18 protein-coding genes are annotated in these 19,931 nt (G+C 33.3%); 6 read left to right on the top strand and 12 right to left on the bottom strand.

The window, feature by feature from the left end; genetic code table 11:
* Positions 1–202: 202 nt before the first annotated feature.
* The 10 genes from obgE to H4O20_RS03470 form a co-directional block, all read right to left on the bottom strand.
* Positions 203–1,201 (bottom strand): GTPase ObgE, encoded by a 999-nt coding sequence (obgE, locus tag H4O20_RS03515; RefSeq protein ID WP_139855459.1) that lies wholly within the window; start codon positions 1,199–1,201, stop codon positions 203–205.
* A 54-nt stretch (positions 1,202–1,255) separates the two neighbouring features.
* The gene (locus H4O20_RS03510; RefSeq protein ID WP_139855460.1) at positions 1,256–1,828 is read right to left on the bottom strand and encodes an adenylate kinase; all 573 of its coding nucleotides are present in this window, start codon (positions 1,826–1,828) and stop codon (positions 1,256–1,258) included.
* Between the two features lie 415 nt (positions 1,829–2,243).
* Positions 2,244–3,656 carry a helix-turn-helix transcriptional regulator gene (locus tag H4O20_RS03505; RefSeq protein ID WP_139855461.1) on the bottom strand — a complete coding sequence of 471 codons (1,413 nt, stop codon included), beginning with the start codon at positions 3,654–3,656 and terminating at the stop codon, positions 2,244–2,246.
* A 140-nt stretch (positions 3,657–3,796) separates the two neighbouring features.
* Positions 3,797–5,821 carry a T9SS type A sorting domain-containing protein gene (locus tag H4O20_RS03500; RefSeq protein WP_185098306.1) on the bottom strand — a complete coding sequence of 675 codons (2,025 nt, stop codon included), beginning with the start codon at positions 5,819–5,821 and terminating at the stop codon, positions 3,797–3,799.
* A 267-nt stretch (positions 5,822–6,088) separates the two neighbouring features.
* Positions 6,089–7,189, bottom strand: a complete 1,101-nt coding sequence (locus H4O20_RS03495; protein WP_185098305.1) for a hypothetical protein — start codon at positions 7,187–7,189, stop codon at positions 6,089–6,091.
* A 69-nt stretch (positions 7,190–7,258) separates the two neighbouring features.
* Entirely contained in the window at positions 7,259–7,807 is a 549-nt protein-coding gene (locus tag H4O20_RS03490) for a GNAT family N-acetyltransferase (RefSeq protein ID WP_185098304.1), read from the bottom strand.
* A gap of 81 nt (positions 7,808–7,888) precedes the next feature.
* Positions 7,889–8,587, bottom strand: a complete 699-nt coding sequence (locus tag H4O20_RS03485; protein WP_185098303.1) for a hypothetical protein — start codon at positions 8,585–8,587, stop codon at positions 7,889–7,891.
* Between the two features lie 490 nt (positions 8,588–9,077).
* Entirely contained in the window at positions 9,078–9,986 is a 909-nt protein-coding gene (locus H4O20_RS03480) for a DMT family transporter (RefSeq protein WP_185098302.1), read from the bottom strand.
* Between the two features lie 262 nt (positions 9,987–10,248).
* On the bottom strand, positions 10,249–10,563 hold the full coding sequence (locus tag H4O20_RS03475; RefSeq protein WP_139855466.1) for a co-chaperone YbbN: 315 nt from the start codon (positions 10,561–10,563) through the stop codon (positions 10,249–10,251).
* Between the two features lie 159 nt (positions 10,564–10,722).
* Positions 10,723–11,166: a hotdog fold thioesterase gene (locus tag H4O20_RS03470; protein ID WP_185098301.1), complete on the bottom strand. Its 444-nt coding sequence runs from the start codon at positions 11,164–11,166 to the stop codon at positions 10,723–10,725.
* Between the two features lie 260 nt (positions 11,167–11,426).
* On the opposite strand from H4O20_RS03470, the gene purK reads away from it, so the two are divergent.
* From purK to H4O20_RS03455, 3 genes are all read left to right on the top strand, one after another.
* On the top strand, positions 11,427–12,581 hold the full coding sequence (purK, locus tag H4O20_RS03465; RefSeq protein WP_185098300.1) for a 5-(carboxyamino)imidazole ribonucleotide synthase: 1,155 nt from the start codon (positions 11,427–11,429) through the stop codon (positions 12,579–12,581).
* A 151-nt stretch (positions 12,582–12,732) separates the two neighbouring features.
* On the top strand, positions 12,733–13,224 hold the full coding sequence (gene purE / locus H4O20_RS03460) for a 5-(carboxyamino)imidazole ribonucleotide mutase (RefSeq protein WP_185098299.1): 492 nt from the start codon (positions 12,733–12,735) through the stop codon (positions 13,222–13,224).
* A 103-nt stretch (positions 13,225–13,327) separates the two neighbouring features.
* Entirely contained in the window at positions 13,328–15,346 is a 2,019-nt protein-coding gene (locus tag H4O20_RS03455; RefSeq protein ID WP_139855470.1) for a M3 family metallopeptidase, read from the top strand.
* 18 nt (positions 15,347–15,364) lie between these two features.
* On the opposite strand, the gene H4O20_RS03450 is transcribed toward H4O20_RS03455, so the two are convergent.
* Complete coding sequence (locus H4O20_RS03450; RefSeq protein WP_185098298.1) at positions 15,365–15,850, bottom strand: dihydrofolate reductase; 486 nt, start codon at positions 15,848–15,850, stop codon at positions 15,365–15,367.
* A complete protein-coding gene (locus H4O20_RS03445) occupies positions 15,847–16,281 on the bottom strand; it encodes a 2TM domain-containing protein (protein WP_185098297.1) in 435 nt (144 codons plus the stop codon). The genes H4O20_RS03450 and H4O20_RS03445 overlap by 4 nt, the downstream gene beginning before the upstream one ends.
* 77 nt (positions 16,282–16,358) lie before the next feature.
* Between H4O20_RS03445 and H4O20_RS03440 the strand changes: the two genes are divergently transcribed.
* From H4O20_RS03440 to H4O20_RS03430, 3 genes are all read left to right on the top strand, one after another.
* Positions 16,359–17,441, top strand: coding sequence for an aminotransferase class V-fold PLP-dependent enzyme (locus H4O20_RS03440; protein WP_185098296.1), 1,083 nt, complete (start codon positions 16,359–16,361; stop codon positions 17,439–17,441).
* A 127-nt stretch (positions 17,442–17,568) separates the two neighbouring features.
* Positions 17,569–18,081: an inorganic diphosphatase gene (locus tag H4O20_RS03435; protein WP_139855474.1), complete on the top strand. Its 513-nt coding sequence runs from the start codon at positions 17,569–17,571 to the stop codon at positions 18,079–18,081.
* 201 nt (positions 18,082–18,282) lie between these two features.
* Positions 18,283–19,914, top strand: a complete 1,632-nt coding sequence (locus H4O20_RS03430; RefSeq protein ID WP_185098295.1) for a lipopolysaccharide assembly protein LapB — start codon at positions 18,283–18,285, stop codon at positions 19,912–19,914.
* Positions 19,915–19,931: the final 17 nt, after the last annotated feature.

Below are 19,931 nucleotides of genomic sequence, written 5' to 3'. Positions count from 1 at the left end.
TGCGTTTTCTTTTCAATAAAAATACGCAAAAAAGAAAGTTTGTGATTCGCTAGCTTGTTCTTTAACAGTTTGTTTCAATGCTAAATTGAATTAATATTAAAAATAGCCGATCATTTTCTTACTTCGGCTCCGCTCGCCAAACTAGAATTGCTGAGTTATAATTAGATTTCTAAAAAATATTAGGTAAGCTTGGTGGCTGGAATTAATTAAGCATTTTCCATAGTTTATCCTTCAACTCAGTAAGCCCTTGTTGTGCAACTGCTGAGATAAATAAATATGGAATTCCCTTAAACTCTTTATCCAGAACCTTTTTCATTTCAGCTTTAAGTTCGTCGTCTAGCATATCGCTTTTGCTAATTGCCAAAAGACGTTCTTTATCTAAAAGTTGTGGATTGTAACGGCGTAATTCATCAACAAGAATATCGTACTGCTCTTTAATATCCGGCGCATCGGCTGGAATTAAAAACAGCAAAGTAGAGTTTCTCTCAATATGACGTAAAAATCGATGCCCAATACCTTTTCCTTCTGCTGCACCTTCAATAATACCTGGAATATCTGCAACTACAAATGTTTGGAAGTCGCGGTATTCTACAATACCTAGGTTTGGTTTTAAGGTTGTAAACTCGTAGTTGGCAATTTTCGGCTTAGCAGCAGTAATTACTGAGAGTAAAGTTGACTTTCCTGCATTAGGAAAACCTACTAAACCTACATCAGCAAGAATTTTTAGCTCAATAATGATATCTACCTCTTCTCCTTCTTCACCTGGTTGAGCGTATCTTGGAGTTTGATTTGTAGACGATTTAAAGTGTGCATTTCCAAGACCGCCACGACCGCCTTTTGCTACAACTTTTTCTTCGCCATCTTCAAGGAGTTCGAAGAGAATTTCTTCAGTTTCCTTATCGCGAACAACTGTTCCTATCGGAACTTCAATATACACATCTGCACCATCGGCACCTGTACTGGTTTGCTTACTACCAGCTTGCCCGTGTTCTGCTCTAAAGTGTCGTTTAAATTTAAGATGATATAGCGTCCAAAGGTTTTTATTGGCTTTTACAATTACGTGTCCACCACGACCACCATCCCCTCCATCGGGGCCTCCTTTAGGAATATACTTTTCCCGTCGCATGTGTTTACTGCCTTGCCCTCCCTTTCCGGAAGTAACATGAACTTTAACGTAATCTACAAAATTGCCTTCAGTCACTTTATTTTTCTGTTTGTTGTTTGTTCTTTATTATTGGACAATCCAATATATAAACTACAAAGTATCAATTACTTTACTTAATCTTTCAGTTATTTCTTCAATACTTCCTTCACCATTAACACCGTAATACATTCCTCTCTTCTCGTAATAATCTTTTAAGATAGCGGTTTCATTGTAGTAAACCTTAATGCGATTACGGATAATACTTTCATCAGCATCATCTGCACGACCACTAGTTTTTCCTCTTTCTAAAAGACGTTGAACTAAAACCTCATCATCAACTTCCAAAGCTACCATTGCATTTATTTGAGAATCTTTATCATCCATTAGATGTCCTAAAGCCTCTGCTTGAGCTTCAGTTCTTGGGAAACCGTCAAATATAAAGCCGTTAGAACCGCAGTTTTTATCAACTTCATTACTTAACATATCAATGGTAATTTCATCTGGCACTAACTTTCCTTTAGACATGAACGACTTGGCTAAATCACCAAGTTCTGTTTTGTTTTTAATATTGTATCTAAATACATCTCCAGTTGAAATATGAACTAGATTATACTTTTCTTTTAGAAAATTAGCTTGAGTACCTTTTCCTGCTCCTGGAGGGCCAAATAAAATAATATTGGTCATGGGTGTTTTTTAATGGTTGTAAAAAATGAAGTTGCAAATTTACGAAATTTCAGGCAGTTGCGGTTATGACCATAAAGAAATATAATTACATCAAGTTTCCATCTTAGAGGCAAAAACAACAAAAAAACAGTGTAAACACCTAATTACAAATTGATTAAATAAAATAAAAATAAAAAAACTATCCTAATGCAGCTAGCATTAAAAGACGATTTTAGTGAATTTTTTAGAAAATTAAGCGTAAAATTAAAGCGAAATCCTCTTATTTATGAAGTTGGAAACATACTTTTTAAGCTAACACTCTGACAATGTTGACTGTGGTTGATGTAGTTTTAAAATTTTTGACAGCTCAATAATAGGTTGTTAAAAGTTATCGTCTTCAGTTTATACCTAAAAAAACCTAGCAACTTGACTAAAACTAGTCAGATATATTTTTAATGTACGCTGAAGGTGTGCTACCGGTAATTTCTTTAAATGCGGTAGTAAAACTACTTTGTGAGACAAATCCGCTTTCCTCTGCCAAATAGCTTATTTTGTAAGATCGATATTTTGCATCGGAATTAAGCTTATCTACTATATATTGAATCCTTAACGAATTGATATACGCATTGAAACTTTTATTCTTAGATGCATTTATTATAGAAGACAAGTAACGCGTGTTGGTGCCCAATTGTTTGGCTAAGCTTGCGATACGCAACTGTTTATCTAAATAAAGTTTAGAGTTTTCAAATTTTCGAAGTTTTTCTAAAATTTCTTCCTCCGTTTTATCCGAGATTACAGTGCCTTTTGAATTATCAATATCAACACTTTTATCAGCCCTAATTCTGGTGTAGTATTTATTCCCGAAATAGATTAATAACAATAAACAAAGTAATCCGATGGAAACATATAACTGTCTATTTCTTACAATTATTTTATATGCAGCCTCTGTTTGCTTTTTACGATACAATCCTTCTATTAAGGCAACCTTTGCTTTACGAGTACTTTGTTGAGTTTTGAAAAAATGATTTTGAAGTCTTTTTTCATAAAACAATAAGCTATCTTCATTTCCTTTATTACTCCAGTATTTAATCGCTTCGTTTAATAAAACAGGCTCAAGTTCAACATCAAATAAATTAACAACCACTTTTGGGTTTTCTACACTATCTGTATGAATCAGGTTTAAATACGTTCTTGAAGCCTGACTTAAAGGCTTAACATTAAAATCTTGAATTACTTTATTAAAATAGAGGCTAGAAGAGTCATTTTGGTGCGGGTAATACAATTTTGCAATTTGAAACTGAATAAAAGGCTTTCTTTCATCCTTTTCATCCATTTTATCAAGTATCTCTTTTAAACCTGATATTTTATTTTCTGTTTGTTGGGCTTTTAAATACTTAACTTTAAGTAACGCTAAATCAACCGCATATTTTTTCTTTATGTTAGAATTCAGGTTGTTGTAACTTTTTAATGCTTTCTCATAAACAGTGTTACCTTCTCCCTCTAAGTTAAGATCTTTATAAAGAGTAGCTAGCTCACGCCAATATTCAAATTGTAAATCCGTACTTGGGGAATTAGCGATACTGCTTTCGATTTTTTGTGAAATTGCAACTGCTTCTTCATACTCACCAAGCAACCTATTTATTTGTAATTTCTTGATTTCAATAGCAACAGATTCTTCCTTATTGGTGTTTTTAAGTAAGTAATCGTAGAGTTTAAGTGATTTATAAGGATCGTTAAATCGACTTTCGATTGCTTCAATAAATAACTTTTCTTCTTCCGAATTTTGTGCTTTAAGAAGCTGAGCGCCTAAAACCACAAATAATACGCTAAAAAAAAGATTAAGTTTCATAAAACCTCATTGTTCTGAAGTACAAAACTACATCATTTTACTAACCTTATAGATTCGTATTTTAATAAAAAAAACTCCTCAACTATTTAATAATTGAGGAGTAGTACAAACAAAAGAAAGAAATCACCAATAATCCTAAATTACTTTTTTATGAACTTCAACTGCTTTAAAGTTCCATTATTCAAAGTAACCTTAGCAATATATAAACCACTAGTTAAACTAGAAACATTTATGGAGCCCTGAGTATCTTTCATAGGTTCATTCATTAAAAGATTCCCTGAAATATTGTAAATCTGAATAGATTCTATTGAGACTCCTGCCTTAACATTTAACATTTCGGATGTTGGATTAGGATATAATGAAAACTGTGTTACCTCATTGTTTTCAACACCCAAAATAGATTCAAATGGAAGTCTGTAAAAGTCCGTCTGCATTTGGTAATTGCCTGTTTCGTACTGAACAGTCATTTTATTAAATGCACCATTTCCATCGGTAAGAAAGTTAGACCCGATAACGTTTCCTATACCTGTATCACCTCTAAATTCTACTAGCTTATCTTCATTGCTCTTTGAAACCACTAAATTGTTGAAATTAGAACCATCTGTGGCCATTTGCTTATAGATGTACATGAAGTATAACTCACTATCATCTACAAATAAATTAGGAATAAGAGCAAACCTCGTTAATATAGGTTGGAAAAGAACTACATCTTCAGGTAAAAGAAATCTATGCCTTTTAAAAAGCGAACCATCTCTCTCATACTCATTTACAACTCCAAAAATATTTCCATTTTCTTCATCTGGTTCGCCTAATCCAACTAGATAGTTATAAGAATACCCTTTTTGAATTCTATTGAAATCAGCAGAAATTTGATCACCATTGTGATTTGCATCCAAAATCAACTCGAAAGACCAGCTTTCTATATTAAAAAAACCAAGGTTAGTAGCCATGCCATCAGCTCCCATCAAAAAGCCTAACTGATTGTCATGACCATCAACACTATTAATCTCCATAAAACTGTCAATAACGTATTCATTAAGCTCGTGAATCATTTCACCATCTTCGTTTGCAACCATATATGTATTCCACTCATTATCCGCAATCATATCGTAATAAGTTATACCATAAACCACCTCTAACTTACTATCCGAATTAAAAATATCACTCGAAATATCATAGGTTTGGTCTCTATAGAACACTCCAAATTGACCCATTGGGATTACAAATTGTCCTGCATTTGGATACCTTGTTTCGATGTCTAAATACATTGTTTTCACCTCTTCTAAATTAAAATCTAATAACTTAATAACTAGATTATTATCTGGAAATACCTCTAAGGTTGCATTATCCATAAACAAATGCTTATAATGTGCCAAAGCAACATATTCTACACCGTCAATAGTTATAAAGTTGAAAGGAGAACCCATTAAAAAGTTTATCAATTCTGAATTATAAACATAGCTATTATCTAACTCCCAAGTAGCAGCATTAAAAGCTTTAATAGTTACATCACTATCATCGGCCATATAAGTAAATACCTTATGATTACCAGCAGCATCAATTTTAGTTTCAGCTGAATATCCGTCAAGCTGTTGCAATATTTCACCTTCGTTATTTACTACCCAAACTTCCCAAACTTGATCGTCTGGACCTGGATCTACACCTTCAAAATAATGAAGGAAAATCATAAATTCGTTATTGCTATCAGCGTTAAAAAAGTTTGATGAATAATGATTTACCACCTCTATTTGATTTGCCGATTCTGGCACTTCAATAGTAAAATCATCAACTATTTCGATATCATCATTATAAGTTTTTACCGTGTAGTTATTCCCAATTCGTTCTGAGGAATAAAGTATTTCACCGCCGTTCTCAACTTTGTTAATCACCCCCCATCTAAGCACATCTATTTGTGCATAAGGCTCGAATTCTGAAGTTGTGCGATTTGAACTATTTGCAACGGCTCCACCCTGCGAATCATTTTTAAAAGGAGAAGTTACAATTTCTGGCCTATTAAATTCCGTTAGGTTATAATGCTTAAAAGCTCGAGTTTCTTTTTTGCGCATTTCAATAGTGTGACCATTGGAAGTTGAAGATTGTGGAATTTGCGCAATTGCTGCTACTGAAATTAACATCAGCAATACAAGTGTAGTTTTAAATTTCATTAGAAATAATTTTATGTGAAGTAAAATTTGAAGAGAACAAAACAACTAAAAAGATACCTCAACAAAAAATTGAAAACCACTGAATTTAACGAAAATTACGTAAATTCATCAAAACAAAAACAAATTCAAAAAACTAATAACCAACACTTTATATTCACATTAAAAGATTTTAGACAAATTAGAAGAATTCTTTGAAAACTGCACAAGAATACACGATTGAAAAAGGTAACACACGTTGAATGTTTAGAATTTTAAAGGTTAGCATCGTTATTTATTTTTAATCCAATTCCACAGTTGCCAAGCTGAAATCATCATTGCAATTACCAAAAGCCCATATAGAATGTAATCTAAAAACTTTAAACTTTTATCTGTTTCAAGAGGCTGCTCTTCGACAAACTGAAATACATTTTCAAATTGTCTATCCTCGAGTTTCTCAATTTCTTTAGCTGAGCTACTATATTTTTTTCGATATAATTCATATTTGTTTTTGTCGCCTAAAGCCAAATAATTCTCTTTCAAAAGAAGGTATAATTCTGATTTAATTTTTGGATTTTGTGTAGTATCGATAATATTTAGAATTTGCACCACACTATCTTTTGCTGCAACAACATTTCCTTCTCGAGTAGATACTTTAGCAAGACCAATATTAGCCTTATGCATATATTCTTCTAGGTCGTTTTGAACAGCAATAAAATAAGCCTTTTGAAAATTTGTTTTCGCTAGTTTTAAATCGTTGAGTTCTAACAAGCAATTTCCTTTCTCTAGAAATACTAAAGCCAGATTGTTAAGCGAAACAGAGTTTTCTGGAATTGTTTGATAAGAAGCTATGGATAAATTGTAATTTTTGATAGCGTATTCACAATCTATCTCATCTTTATACCCATTCCCTTTTATTGCGTAGATATTACCACGAGAAACCGCCATTGCTTCTTTAGACAGATTAGAGCTTTCTATAAGCTCTTCTGCTCTATCCAAATATTCTCTAGAAATAGCATTTAAATGAGATAATTGATATTGTTCTGCCAATAATCCTAAAGCCCATATTTTATATTGAGTATTACCCGAACTTTCTGCCAATTCCCAAGTTTTTGAAGCATATTTCAAAGATTTTCCATTTTGATTGAGAGCTGTATAACCGTTAACCATAGTCACCAGAGCATAAATCTTTGTTTCCAATAGTTCTGCTTTTTGGTAAACCATTGTACTTAAAGCCACAGCTTTTTGAGCATCTTGATAAACACTTAAATTTGCCTCTTCAAGTTCTTTAGCAAATTCTTTTTGGGATTGGGCACTACATAATTGTGGCACAAATAAGCAAGAAAAAAGCCATATTATGGTTAAAATAAAAAGTGATTTATAAGAATGCATGCCTATTTGCAATTTAGGGAATTGGGGATTTACAAATATAATCTATACATTTTTGTATAACGATTAGTATCACCCTCGATTTTGAAGCTTTTGCCACTCCGTTTTTGTCAAGGTATAGAAATTGTGAAGCACTTCTTCATAGGAAAATTCATTTCGTTTAATAAGTCCCGATTTTGCCAAGATAAAATTTGAAGCAGAATGATTTACGTCTGCGATTCCTACAATCTCATCAAAACCTAAATTTTGAAATCCGTGATTTAATGAGGCTATAGCCGCTTCTGAAGCATATCCTTGGCCCCAATATTTTTTCAGAAATCGATATCCTAAATCATAGTAATTAGTCTTGTCGTTTACCACATCGGTAATTAACCTAAATCCACTCCACCCGATAAAAGCTCCACTTTCTTTTTCAACTACTGCCCATCTGCCTATTCCGTTGTCACGGTATTGCTGTTGTATATTATTAATTATTTTTGTTGCTTCCTCCATGGTAGAAATCGGTTTATTTCCTAGAAAAACATGAACATCTGGATCTGAATCCATAGCGAACATCGCCTGAACATCGGAATCCATTATATCGCGCATAAGTAAGCGCTCGGTTACTAGGTGGATTTTCATAATAAATAGTCTTTAAAAGAAAAAAAGCTTGCAGATTTATAATGAATCTACAAGCTTTTTTTATCGGTTATAAAAATAAATTTACTTTCTCATTTCTAATACTAACTTTTCAGTAGCATCTTTAATGAAAAGCTCTAACTCATCTCTCTCAACTCCTTCGTAAGCCTTAACACCTTCCTTCAACTTATTTTTTCTTTCTTTACGATATTCGCTTAATGACTTTGAAATCACACATCCACTAACACAAGGAGTGTAATTAAATTTATAAACGCCTGCAAATTCATTAGAGTTAATCATTACAACTTTAAATTCTACCGAGGCTCCATATTTTTTATATGTAAAGGCATTCTCTACTTTTTCCCTATCATTTTTATCATAATATTTATTGGTTTCATATAAAATTTGTGGGTTTAATTTTACCAATTCAATAATTAAATCAGTATCAGACTTCTCCTTTAATTTTTGATAGTCGATGTTATTTTCATCATTGGCTATAATTTGATTAAATAGTTGTCTATCCCTAACTATAAATCCACTTGCCAGTAACTGATTTTCAATTGCATTGTATATATAATCATTGTTTTCACCTTCAGTAACTGTCATTGAAGATTCATTGACTCTTAATACAACTTTTGGCTTTTTATTCTCAGTCAAAAATTGTTTTAAAGACTCTGTTTTAACAATATCATCTGATTTTTGAGTAAACTTTAGTGTTTTAGTTGTTGAGCAACTAGTTACAAATAAACTTGTAACGAATAAAAGAGTGTAAATTTTTTTCATATTATATAGATTTAAATTAAAGTTATTCTTTTAACATCAAACAAAGCATTTGTATAAATTTTAATTCGTAATACTATTTTAAAAAATAGAATTACTCGAAAAATAAATATCAAAAATATTTTAAATGTAGGATTTTTTTAATTGGGGAGAAAAGTCAAATATAGCTTAAAATTCCAAATTAAGAAATTCATTTATTAACTTAATGTATTAAACACCTTTTAGAATTTTAATTAAATAATCCAAAAATTTCACATTTAAAAATCGAAATAATTATTATAAATTAATTTAAAATAGATAAATTTAGCTTTTATCGTTTTTTAATTTATGTAGTATTTTTTGTTCCAAAAGAACAATTTCTATGAATTTTAAGTAATGTAAAAATTGAAAACGAGTTGTGATTTCTCAAAATACATGATGGGAATTAAAATTAGTTACAGATAAAAAACTAACCTCTATCTCCTATAAACTAAACCTAAACCTTCAATTTCCATTAAGCCTGCTTTCCACCTTTAAAGCGCAACTGTCTAAAACTTATCTTATCGAAAGTTAGTCCACCTACAATTAGAAAGAGTCCGATGATAGTTGGAAACCTAATAGGTTCTTCCAACACAAAATAAATTACTACTAAGGATAAAAAGGGTACTAAGTAAACAAGATTACTCACTTTGGCTGCAGTGATAGATTTTTTAAGTGCGATAGACCATATTACGAAAGTAATCCCCATTTCAAATAAGCCGACATATACCGCACCTCCAAATGATTTGATATCTACAAATACTATTTCCGAAGTGAGCAACAAGGCGATGAGGATATAAATAAATCCGAAGAAAAAGTTTAGGAACAACTTACTTAGCTCATCGCGTTCGTCTTTAATATTAAAAATCCAAAACAAAGCCCAAATAACTGCAGAAGCTAGGCCGAAGAGCACGCCTTGCCCATTGGTAAACGACAAGTTAATTAAATTACCACCAGTAGCGATAATAAGCACACCTATAAAACTTATACCAATTGCAATTAAGTTTTTTAAACCTATTTTTTGTTTGAGTAAAGGCACAGCTAATAAGCTTAGCATAATAGGCCATGTGTAATTAAGTGCTTGTGCCTCTTGGGCAGGCAAAAGCTCATAAGCTTTAAACAAAACGATATAATACAAAAACGGATTTATAGCACCGTAAAAGGCCGATCTTAAAAATGCTTTTGAAGGGAGTTTGGCGAGGTTACCAAATTTCTTGGTTACAAGCATAAGGATACTCAGGGTTAATAATGCTGTGGCCGATGACCAAAATAACAACTGTAAAAAGCTATAGCTCTGTAGCGCTATTTTCATACTAGTTGCAACCGTACTCCACAACAGCACCGCTATACCTGCATAAATATATGCCTGTTTCTGATTTTTCATTTAAAACCTTATTTGGATGTTTAAAAGTATGATTTTTTTTAGTCGTGACCGACTAAGATTTGAAATAGCTCCGTTAAAGAATATAAGACGCAGAACTTGTTCCAAATAAATTAATAGTTAAATCATATTCATTTAATAGATTTTTTTAGTTTTTTAGCCCTCCAAGCGAGCTGTTATTCAATGAAAATGATAAAATCGCGGTTTTGATTCGTACTATAATTTTTTTAGATAAATGGAAGGTTCATCTGAATAATCGTCAAAATCAAAACAACATCTTATACGGACGTTCAATTTTCTCCTGCAATTCTTGAATACTCATCAATCTAACTTTTCTTAAAAATTCTTTTCCTTCAAAAAACACTAATAATGTGGGAGCCGAAAAAACTCCCAACTCTCCAGAAATACCAGGGGATTTATCTATTTCTACGTGAATGAATTTTACTGCGGGGAAATCTTCAGAAAACAACTCTTCTACTTTTGGCCTTAGCGCATGGCAAACTCCACAATTAGGCGCAGAAAAGTAAACCGCAACTGCAGCTTCAGTTTCTACCAAATTATTTAATGTTTCTACATCCATATTTTATGAATTTATTGTTTTCAATTAGAATTACAGACTTTAAGGGTAAGTTCCATTACCAAGTCTTACTCGTTAGATTGCATTTAGTCTTAAGTCCTAAAGCAAAGCAATCTTATGTCTGAGCGACGATAGATTGTCTTTAAATCAAAATCTTAATTTTTAAGAATTTTCATTGTTAGCCTTGTTCATTCTCACAAAGTTATAAACTCCTTTTCCTTCCGCTATCAATTTTTCATTTTGAAACGCTTTCATTCTAGCTACAAGAATTCTATTTCCAAATCTTATTATTTTACCTTCTACCATAATAGCTTCGGGTTCTGCACCTCTAAGATAATCCACTCTTAAATCGATAGTAGAAATTTTATCTTGTAGTGAAGTAAAGTGCATAGCACCAATTACACCGCCCACAGAATCCATAACGGTAGCAATAACGCCTCCGTGCCATCTGTTATTTCTAAAATCGCCTACCAATTCTTTTCTAAATGGAACGCTAATTCTCACAAAATTCTTTTCGAGCAAGTCTATTTTCAATCCCAAAAACTTATGCATTGGGATACTTTTTTCAAAGGTGGCTTTAATAAGTTCTGTATTATCGAGGAGCATATTTTTTAATTATTTTCTAAAATCAACTTTTACAAATCACGTGATTTTATAAAGGCTGACATTATATTCTTAATTCCTTCAAATGTAAAAATAAACCTGCAGAACAGATGCCAAATAAATACAAATGAATTTTATGAATTATTATTATTGATATCAATCAATGTAGAATCTAAATAATCAATTAGCAAATCTATAATGCAAAGTCTAGTCAAAGTATCGAAATAACTATCTTTGCAAATTATAAAAAACCAATAATCAATATGAACTACTTCTCCACCAACTTCACCCTCGGCATTCTTGGCGGCGGACAATTGGGAAAAATGATGTTATACGAAACCCGAAAGTGGGACATTCGCACACACGTTCTCGACCCAAGCATTGAAGCTCCCTCCAAAATTGCGACAGATTACTTTCAACAAGGTGATTTAATGGACTTTGAAACCGTTTATAACTTCGGAAAAAAAGTAGATGTACTTACTTTTGAAATTGAAGGTGTAAATGTGGAAGCCTTGGAAAAGCTGGAAAACGAAGGTGTGAAAGTTTATCCTAGTGCTGCAACCTTGCGAAATATTCAGGATAAAGGAGTGCAGAAGCAGTTTTATAAGGAACATAAAATCCCTACTTCTCCTTTCAAAATTTACAAGGATAAAAATGAGCTAAATGAAGCCATTGTAAGAAAGGAGCTGCATTTCCCATTTGTATGGAAAAGTTGTACTGGCGGTTATGATGGAAAAGGCGTAAGCGTTATCAGAAATGCTGAAGATATTATCCCACTATCCTCCGATACTTGTATAGCTGAAAAGCTAATTCCATTTAAAAATGAACTTGCTGTAATTGTTGCAAGAAATCCTTCAGGGGAAGTAAAAACGTATCCAGTTGTTGAAATGGAGTTTCATCCAGAAGCCAATCAAGTAGAATACGTGATATGTCCCGCGAGAATAGACGAAGCTGTTGCCAATAAAGCAAGAGCTTTAGCTGAAAAAGTATCGGATTCGTTTAAACACGTCGGACTTTTGGCAGTAGAAATGTTCCAAACCGAAGACGATGAAGTTTTAGTAAACGAAGTAGCGCCAAGACCACACAATAGCGGTCATTACAGTATTGAAGCTAGCTACACCAACCAATTTGAACAACAGATTAGAGCTATTTTAGACTTACCTTTAGGTAATACCGAAAGTAAGGTAGGTGGAATTATGGTTAATTTAGTTGGTTCAGAAGGACATACGGGTCAGGTTGTCTATAAAAACATAGAAAAAATACTAGCGATGGAAGGAGTAACGCCTCACATTTACGGTAAAAAAGAAACGCGTCCATTTAGAAAGATGGGCCACGTAACCATAGTAAATAAAGATCTTGACAAAGCACGAAAAATAGCGGAAGAAGTTAAGAAAACAATTGAGGTTGTTAGTGAGTAAATTATAGATCTCTCATGCACTCCAGCAAATAAATAATATTAATTAAAAATCACTTTGTCCCCTCGAGCGCAGTCGAGAGGTCAATACTAAGCAAGATTCGTCTTAACAAGTAGGTCTCGACTGCGCTCGACCTGACACAGAACTAAAAAACATGAGCAAAGTAGCAATAATAATGGGAAGTAATAGCGATCTGCCAGTGATGCAGGACGCTGTAGATATTTTAGAAGAATTCAACATTGAAGTGGAAGTAGATATAGTATCTGCTCACCGCACACCAGAAAAGCTTTTTGATTACGGTAAAAACGCTCATACCCGCGGAATTTCGGTAATTATTGCTGGTGCTGGAGGCGCTGCCCATCTACCTGGAATGATTGCTTCACTTTCACCCTTACCAGTTATCGGTGTTCCGGTGAAATCTAGTAACTCAATCGATGGTTGGGATAGCGTATTGTCTATTTTACAAATGCCAGGCGGTGTTCCTGTAGCTACAGTTGCACTTAATGGCGCTAAAAATGCAGGTATTTTAGCCGCACAAATCATAGGATCGTCAGATAAATCGGTTTTGGATAAAATTCTAGCCTACAAAGAAAGCCTTAAAGTAAAAGTAGAAGAAGGCGCGAAAGAAGTTCGTAGTGGTAAGTGATGAATGGTGAGTGGTGAGTGGTGAGTGGCTAAAATTAATTAATCGATTTTGACTCACCTTTTTTGAGTCGAAAAATCTAACGTCTAAAATCTAAAAACTTTCAATGAATCCTTTATTACAATCTTATAACACAGCCCCATTTTCAAAGATTGAAAACAAGCATTTTCTTCCTGCAATTACAAAGTTAATTGAAGAAACAAAAGCTGAAATTGATGCTATAACTTCAAATTCTGACGCTCCTACTTTTGAAAACACAATTGAAGCATTAGAATTTAGTGGTGAAAAGTTAGACCGAGCTACAAGTATTTTCTTCAACCTAAACAGTGCAGAAACAAACGATGAAATTCAGAAATTAGCCCAGGAAATCTCCCCTATGCTAACCGAATTCGGCAATGATATGTTGTTGAATGAAGCCCTTTTTGAAAGAGTAAAAGCTGTATATAATCAAAAGGACACATTAGACCTTAATGAAGAACAACAAATGTTGCTCGATAAAAAGTACAAAGGTTTTTCAAGAAATGGAGCCAATCTTTCAGAAGAAAAGAAAAAAAAACTTAGAAAAATAGACACCGAACTTTCTAAGTTAAAACTCACTTTTGGAGAAAATGTACTAGCAGAAACTAACAAGTTTGAACTTCATATTACCGATGAAAAGGATTTAAGTGGTTTACCTGAAGGGGTAATTGAAGCTGCTTCTCAAACTGCAGAAGAAAAAGGAAAAGAAGGTTGGGTTTTCACTTTGGACTACCCTAGCTATGTTCCATTTTTAACCTATGCCGACAATCGTGAATTGCGTAAAAAAATGGCAATTGCATTTGGTGCAAAAGGGTTTAATAATGACGAATTTGACAATCAGAAAAATGTACTTCAGATTGCTCAATTACGTTATAAAAGGGCAAATTTATTGGGGTATAAAAGTCACGCACAATTTGTTCTTGAAGAGCGAATGGCAGAAACTCCTGAAAAAGTAAAGTCTTTTTTAAACGAATTACTGGAAAAAGCAAAACCTGCAGCTAAAAAAGAATTTGATGAATTAACCGCTTTCGCAAAAGAACTAGATGGAATAGATCATCTCGAAAAATGGGATGGCGCTTATTATTCAGAAAAGTTGAAACAAAAACTTTTCAACCTTGACGACGAAAAGCTAAAACCATACTTCGAATTAAAAAATGTAATAAACGGAGTTTTTACCGTTACACAAAAGCTGTATGGACTACACTTTAAAGAAGTTCAAAATATAGACAAATATCATCCAGAGGTAAAAACTTACGAGGTAAAAGATGACGAAGGAGAATTAGTTGCACTATTTTATGCAGACTTCCATCCACGTGCAGGCAAGCGCAATGGAGCTTGGATGACTTCGTATAAACCTCAGCAAACAAAAAACGGTACAAACGATAGGCCTCATGTTTCTAACGTTTGTAATTTCACCAAGCCTACTGCCAGTAAACCTTCACTTCTTACATTTAACGAAGTAACCACCCTCTTCCACGAGTTTGGTCACGCCTTACACGGCATGCTTGCAAACACCCAATACCCTAGCCTATCAGGAACTAGTGTTTATTGGGATTTTGTGGAATTACCAAGTCAGATTTTAGAGAATTGGTGCTACGAAAAAGAGACTTTAGAACTCTTTGCTACACATTACAAAACCGGAGAGGTAATTCCGATGGAGTATGTGGAGAAAATAAAAGAATCAGCTACTTTCCTTGAAGGGATGGCAACACTTCGCCAATTGAGTTTCGGAATGTTAGACATGGCTTGGCACAGCCAAGACCCAAGTGGAATTAACGAAGTAAAAGCCTTTGAGTTTGCTGCATTTGAAGACACTCAGTTATATCCGGATGTAAAAGAAAATTGTATGAGCACTTCGTTCTCACATATTTTTCAAGGCGGTTATTCGGCAGGATATTACAGTTATAAATGGGCGGAAGTGTTAGATGCAGATGCATTTGCATATTTCCAACAAGAAGGGATTTTTAGTAAAAAAGTAGCTGATAAGTTTAAAAACTTCGTGCTTTCACAAGGAGGAACTATGGATCCAATGGAATTATACATTAAATTCCGCGGACAGAAACCAGACCCAGAAGCGTTATTAAAGCGTGCTGGATTGTTGAAGTAAAAACTAAAGCGAAATTAATTAACGACGAACCCAAGTTTGATAGGTGAAAGCATATTTATGCTTTTCATCTATCTCATGACGGGTTTCCGATTCCAATTTCCATTCGTCGGTAGAAAATTCAGGGAAAAATGTATCGGCATTAGCAAAAGTTCCGTGAACACGAGTTAGCTCAATTTTGTCAGCAAGGGACAATCCTATTTTATAAATTTCACCGCCACCAATAATAAAGGGTTGAGAGTCATTTTTTGCGATTTCTAATGCTTCTTCCAAACTTTGCACACTCACTGCACCCAACTTCTCATAATTTTTATCACGTGTAATTACAACATTAGTTCTATTGGGAAGCGGCTTGTCTAAAGATTCAAATGTTTTACGCCCCATAATTACGTGATGACCACTGGTAAGCTTCTTAAAACGTTTAAAATCGTCAGGCAGGTGCCAAATCATTCCATTTTTTGCTCCTAATTCGTTGTTTTCGGCCGAGGCAGCAATCATTGTTATCATTGTACGTCTGGAGGTAAAAGGTTGTCTGCTTCGTTTTTTTTTGTGAAATCGTCAGTTTTTGGCAATTGCAATTCGCTATCAATTTGCTTTTGAAGTTCTGCAATTTTCTCTGCTTGTCTTGCTTTTAACTTTTCAAGTTGTCTGTCTTCCCATTCCTTATCCATAAATTTATTCATCACAAAAACATTGAAAAGATGAATCAAAAAGATAAAAGTCCAAATTAGAATAGCCCATATAAACCAATCTTTTATCAATGTTTCATTACCATAACCCAATACAGGATTTATAATAATAAGGACAATGGAACCCACTAGAAACAAAATAAAGTGACGCATTAAGTTTTTTTTCTGCTTAATTCGCCTACGTGCATATTCATATTGCTCACGCTGCTCAGCGTCTATTCTGTCGGTTTTTTTAGTTTTTGAGAACATAGTTAGTTACTTTCGTTACACAATCACGATAACTTTCTGTAAAAATACCTAAATTTCGCAGTAATGGCATAATTCATATGAAAGAAATAAGAAAACACTTTCCCTGCCTTAACACCACAGTGTATCTCGATACCGCTGCAAATGGTTTAATTCCGAAACCTGTGATAGACTGGAGACGAATTCAGGATGATGACCTGCTAAACAATCCTGTAGCTTTTCGCGCGAAACATCAAGAAATTATTGAAGACACAAAATTTGAAATTTCACGATTCTTTAGAGCTTCGCTCAATTCAATTGCTTTAATCCCAAATTTCTCATTTGGGATAAATAGTGTTTTGGAAGGCCTTCCTAAAAATCAGAAAATACTATTATTAAATAATGATTACCCTTCAGTAAATTGGCCTGTTGAAAGTAGAGAGTTCAATGTGTGTTATGCTGAAATAGATGAAAATCTTGAAAAAAACATTGAAACATCCATTGAAAAGCACAAACCTGAAGTGTTTATTTTCAGTATTGTACAGTGGCTAAGTGGAATTAAAATAGACTTTAACTTCTTAAAACAACTAAAAGATAAATACCCTAACTTACTGTTAATAGCTGATGGCACGCAGTATCTAGGTACAGAAGTTTTCAATTTTGAAGATAGTCCTATTGATGTATTAGCCACAAGTTGTTATAAGTGGCTTACATCTGGATTCGGAAATGGAATATTATTTATTAAAGAAACTGCTCAACACCGAATATCGCCTAAAACTATAGGATTTAACTCTGCAGCTACGTTTGAAAGTTCAGCCTCAGACACGGCTTTTATAAAACATTTTGAACCTGGCCATCAAGACACTCTAAATTATGGAAGTATAACACAAGCCATTAAGTTTCAAGAACAATTTGGCCGAGATGTGTTGTATCAACAGATAAAATTAATTTCGGAGCTAGCCAAAGAAAGCTTTACCGAACTTGGATTACTCTCAAACAAAACACTAGGTCGTCGAAACCACTCTTCTATTTTCAACTTACAATGCGATAAGGATGTTTTTAAAAGACTAAGAGAAAACAATATTGCGTGTTCTTTACGAGGAAACGGTATAAGAGTAGGGTTTCATTATTACAACACTAAAGAGGATTTAGAACATTTACTTCAAGTTCTTAAGCAAGGCTAGATCAACTTTTCATTATAAAAAAACATAAGTTTCTATTAAGTAGTGGAAAACACTGTGCAACTACTTTCCCATTAAGAAGGAAAGCAGTACTTTTGCACCCTCAAAATAAATTACTTAAAAAATTATCATGAATAAGACATTCGACGTACTAATAGAAATTCCAAAAGGAAGCCGTAACAAATATGAATACGACTTTGAGTTAAAGAAAATTCGTTTCGACCGTATGCTTTTTAGCAGTATGATGTATCCTGCCGATTATGGTTTTATTCCAGAGACATACGCAAAAGATGGTGATCCTTTGGACGTACTAGTGTTAGGTCATGAGCCTACATTCCCAATGTGTGTGATGGAAGTTAAGGCTATTGGAGTTTTCCATATGGCTGATGAAAAAGGACAAGATGAAAAAATTATCTGTGTACCTGTATCAGACCCAATCTGGAGCCAGTTAAACGATTTAGAAGACCTTAATCCTCACTTGAAAAAAGAAATTGAGCATTTCTTTAAAGTATATAAGGATCTTGAAAAGAAACGTGTAGATGTAGGTGGATGGGGCGATGCTGCTGAAGCAAAAGAAATTTACGAGCAGTGCATTAAGCGTTACGAAGAGACTCCTGAAGTACACGGAAAATTCAGTATCTAAGAGACTCTCTTAAGCAAACAATACATTTCATATTAAGGACGTAAAACTCAAGACTATAAGGTCTTTTGTTTTTACGTCCTTTTCCTTTTTAGGCACATTTTCAAGAAACTTCAATTTCTACTTTACTCTTAATTTCATTAATATAATTTTAGAATTACCTTAAAAAAATGATTTTTTCTAAATTCGCTCCAAAGTCAAAATATGAAGTCACTAAAAAAGCATTTTTTTGCTTTGCTATTCATTCTTTCCCCTTGCTTATTTAGTCAATCCATAAGCTTGAAGGAATGCGAAAACATGATTGAAAATGGAGTTAAAATGATGTTTGAAAAACAACATATTCAATCTCTTGAATTGTTGATACAAGCAGCTTCAATTGCAGATGAAAACCAATGGCATAAGCAAAAATTTAGAGCTCTTTTAAATACTGGATCCAATTATTACTTGATGTCTGATTTTGGTGAAGCTTTAGAGTATTATCTTGGAGCATATGAGGTTGCTACAATGCATTTGGAGCCAAAAGACAAACTTACAGTCCTTAACAATATAGGCATCCTATACTTTCAAGATGAAAATCTCACTAAGGCTAAAGAATATTTCAGTAAGGCATATGAACTTAGTTTTAATCAAAAAAACAACAGTAAACGCGGATACTATGCTATCAATCTTGCCTTAGTCTTAAATAAAATGAATCAACCTGATGAAGCTAGGAACTTAATTCAAGAGGCTATACCATTAGTGAAAAACCAGCCTGAAATTGAAGTTATGGCTAAAATGGCAGAGGCTGAAAATTATTTCATTCAAAAAGAATATAACAGATCTAAGGAACTTGCTCAAGCGCTTTTACCACTACTAAAAGGTGAGGCTCAAGCAGATAATAAAGTATTTCTATTATTACTTCTTTCAAAAATACATCAAAACAACAAGGACTATTACGCTGCTCTTAAATATGCAAAATTGGCAAGGATTGACTCGAAAGTCTTAGAAAACAGAGAAGATGTATATGATGCTCTATCTAAAGCTTATAGTTCTATAAATGATTATGACAAGGCACTAATCTATAAAGACAGTATGATTTTTGCCCTTGATACTATTCAAAAAATCAGAAATAACGCACTTTATGAAAACAATAAAATAAAATTTGAATTACAAAATTACACACATGAATTAAACGAGAGTCGTTTGCTTTTACAAAAGGAACGACGATTTTTTTATACAATTACATCAGGTGTCGTTTTACTTTTAATATTAATTATTTGGCTATTTAGAAATTACCTAACAAGGCAAAAACAAAAAAAGAAAATTATTGCCTTAGAATTAGAACATGAAAAAAACAAAAGATTAGTAGCAGAAAAGCAAATGCGCGAGCAAGACGCGATTTTAAAATTAGAGCAAGAGAAACTAAAAAATGAAATAGACGCAAAAAACAGAAAACTTACTTCAAAGGCCCTGTATCTTTCAAGTAGAAATGAGCTAATCAAAGAAATTATACAAACATTATCAGAAAATCCTCAAGTAAAAAGCAAACCAAATTTATTAATACAAATTAAAGAGCTCAGCAAACATTTAAAAAATGACCCACAACTCGAAAGCTTCTTCAGGCATTTTGAAGATGTAAATCCTGGATTTTCTGCTCGTCTATTAAAGCTAAATCCAAAAATAACTCAACAAGATGTTCGCTTTATTATTTATTTACGAATGAATTTAAGTAATAATGAAATTGCATCATTACTAAATATAACATCACAATCTTGTAGAAAGCGTAAAGAGAGAATAAGAAAAAAATTAAACCTCCCTAACGACACCACATTAGCTTCTTACATAGCCAACATTTGAGGCTATGTCACAGTTTA

The organism is Aequorivita sp. 609, from assembly GCF_014212065.1.
GTDB lineage: Bacteria > Bacteroidota > Bacteroidia > Flavobacteriales > Flavobacteriaceae > Aequorivita > Aequorivita sinensis.
Note: the sequence above shows the minus strand (reverse complement) of the source record. Positions and strands in the feature narration are given on the sequence as shown.

Excerpts from the sequence above, each read along its gene's own strand:
- H4O20_RS03485 (WP_185098303.1), bottom strand. The coding sequence starts at position 8,587 with ATGAAAAAAATTTACACTCTTTTATTCGTTACAAGTTTATTTGTAACT.
- H4O20_RS03445 (WP_185098297.1), bottom strand. The coding sequence starts at position 16,281 with ATGTTCTCAAAAACTAAAAAAACCGACAGAATAGACGCTGAGCAGCGT.
- H4O20_RS03510 (WP_139855460.1), bottom strand. The coding sequence starts at position 1,828 with ATGACCAATATTATTTTATTTGGCCCTCCAGGAGCAGGAAAAGGTACT.
- H4O20_RS03475 (WP_139855466.1), bottom strand. The coding sequence starts at position 10,563 with ATGGATGTAGAAACATTAAATAATTTGGTAGAAACTGAAGCTGCAGTT.
- purE (WP_185098299.1), top strand. The coding sequence starts at position 12,733 with ATGAGCAAAGTAGCAATAATAATGGGAAGTAATAGCGATCTGCCAGTG.
- H4O20_RS03450 (WP_185098298.1), bottom strand. The coding sequence starts at position 15,850 with ATGATAACAATGATTGCTGCCTCGGCCGAAAACAACGAATTAGGAGCA.
- H4O20_RS03470 (WP_185098301.1), bottom strand. The coding sequence starts at position 11,166 with ATGCTCCTCGATAATACAGAACTTATTAAAGCCACCTTTGAAAAAAGT.
- H4O20_RS03480 (WP_185098302.1), bottom strand. The coding sequence starts at position 9,986 with ATGAAAAATCAGAAACAGGCATATATTTATGCAGGTATAGCGGTGCTG.
- H4O20_RS03495 (WP_185098305.1), bottom strand. The coding sequence starts at position 7,189 with ATGCATTCTTATAAATCACTTTTTATTTTAACCATAATATGGCTTTTT.
- H4O20_RS03500 (WP_185098306.1), bottom strand. The coding sequence starts at position 5,821 with ATGAAATTTAAAACTACACTTGTATTGCTGATGTTAATTTCAGTAGCA.
- H4O20_RS03490 (WP_185098304.1), bottom strand. The coding sequence starts at position 7,807 with ATGAAAATCCACCTAGTAACCGAGCGCTTACTTATGCGCGATATAATG.
- H4O20_RS03435 (WP_139855474.1), top strand. The coding sequence starts at position 17,569 with ATGAATAAGACATTCGACGTACTAATAGAAATTCCAAAAGGAAGCCGT.
- H4O20_RS03430 (WP_185098295.1), top strand. The coding sequence starts at position 18,283 with ATGAAGTCACTAAAAAAGCATTTTTTTGCTTTGCTATTCATTCTTTCC.
- H4O20_RS03455 (WP_139855470.1), top strand. The coding sequence starts at position 13,328 with ATGAATCCTTTATTACAATCTTATAACACAGCCCCATTTTCAAAGATT.
- H4O20_RS03440 (WP_185098296.1), top strand. The coding sequence starts at position 16,359 with ATGAAAGAAATAAGAAAACACTTTCCCTGCCTTAACACCACAGTGTAT.
- H4O20_RS03505 (WP_139855461.1), bottom strand. The coding sequence starts at position 3,656 with ATGAAACTTAATCTTTTTTTTAGCGTATTATTTGTGGTTTTAGGCGCT.
- purK (WP_185098300.1), top strand. The coding sequence starts at position 11,427 with ATGAACTACTTCTCCACCAACTTCACCCTCGGCATTCTTGGCGGCGGA.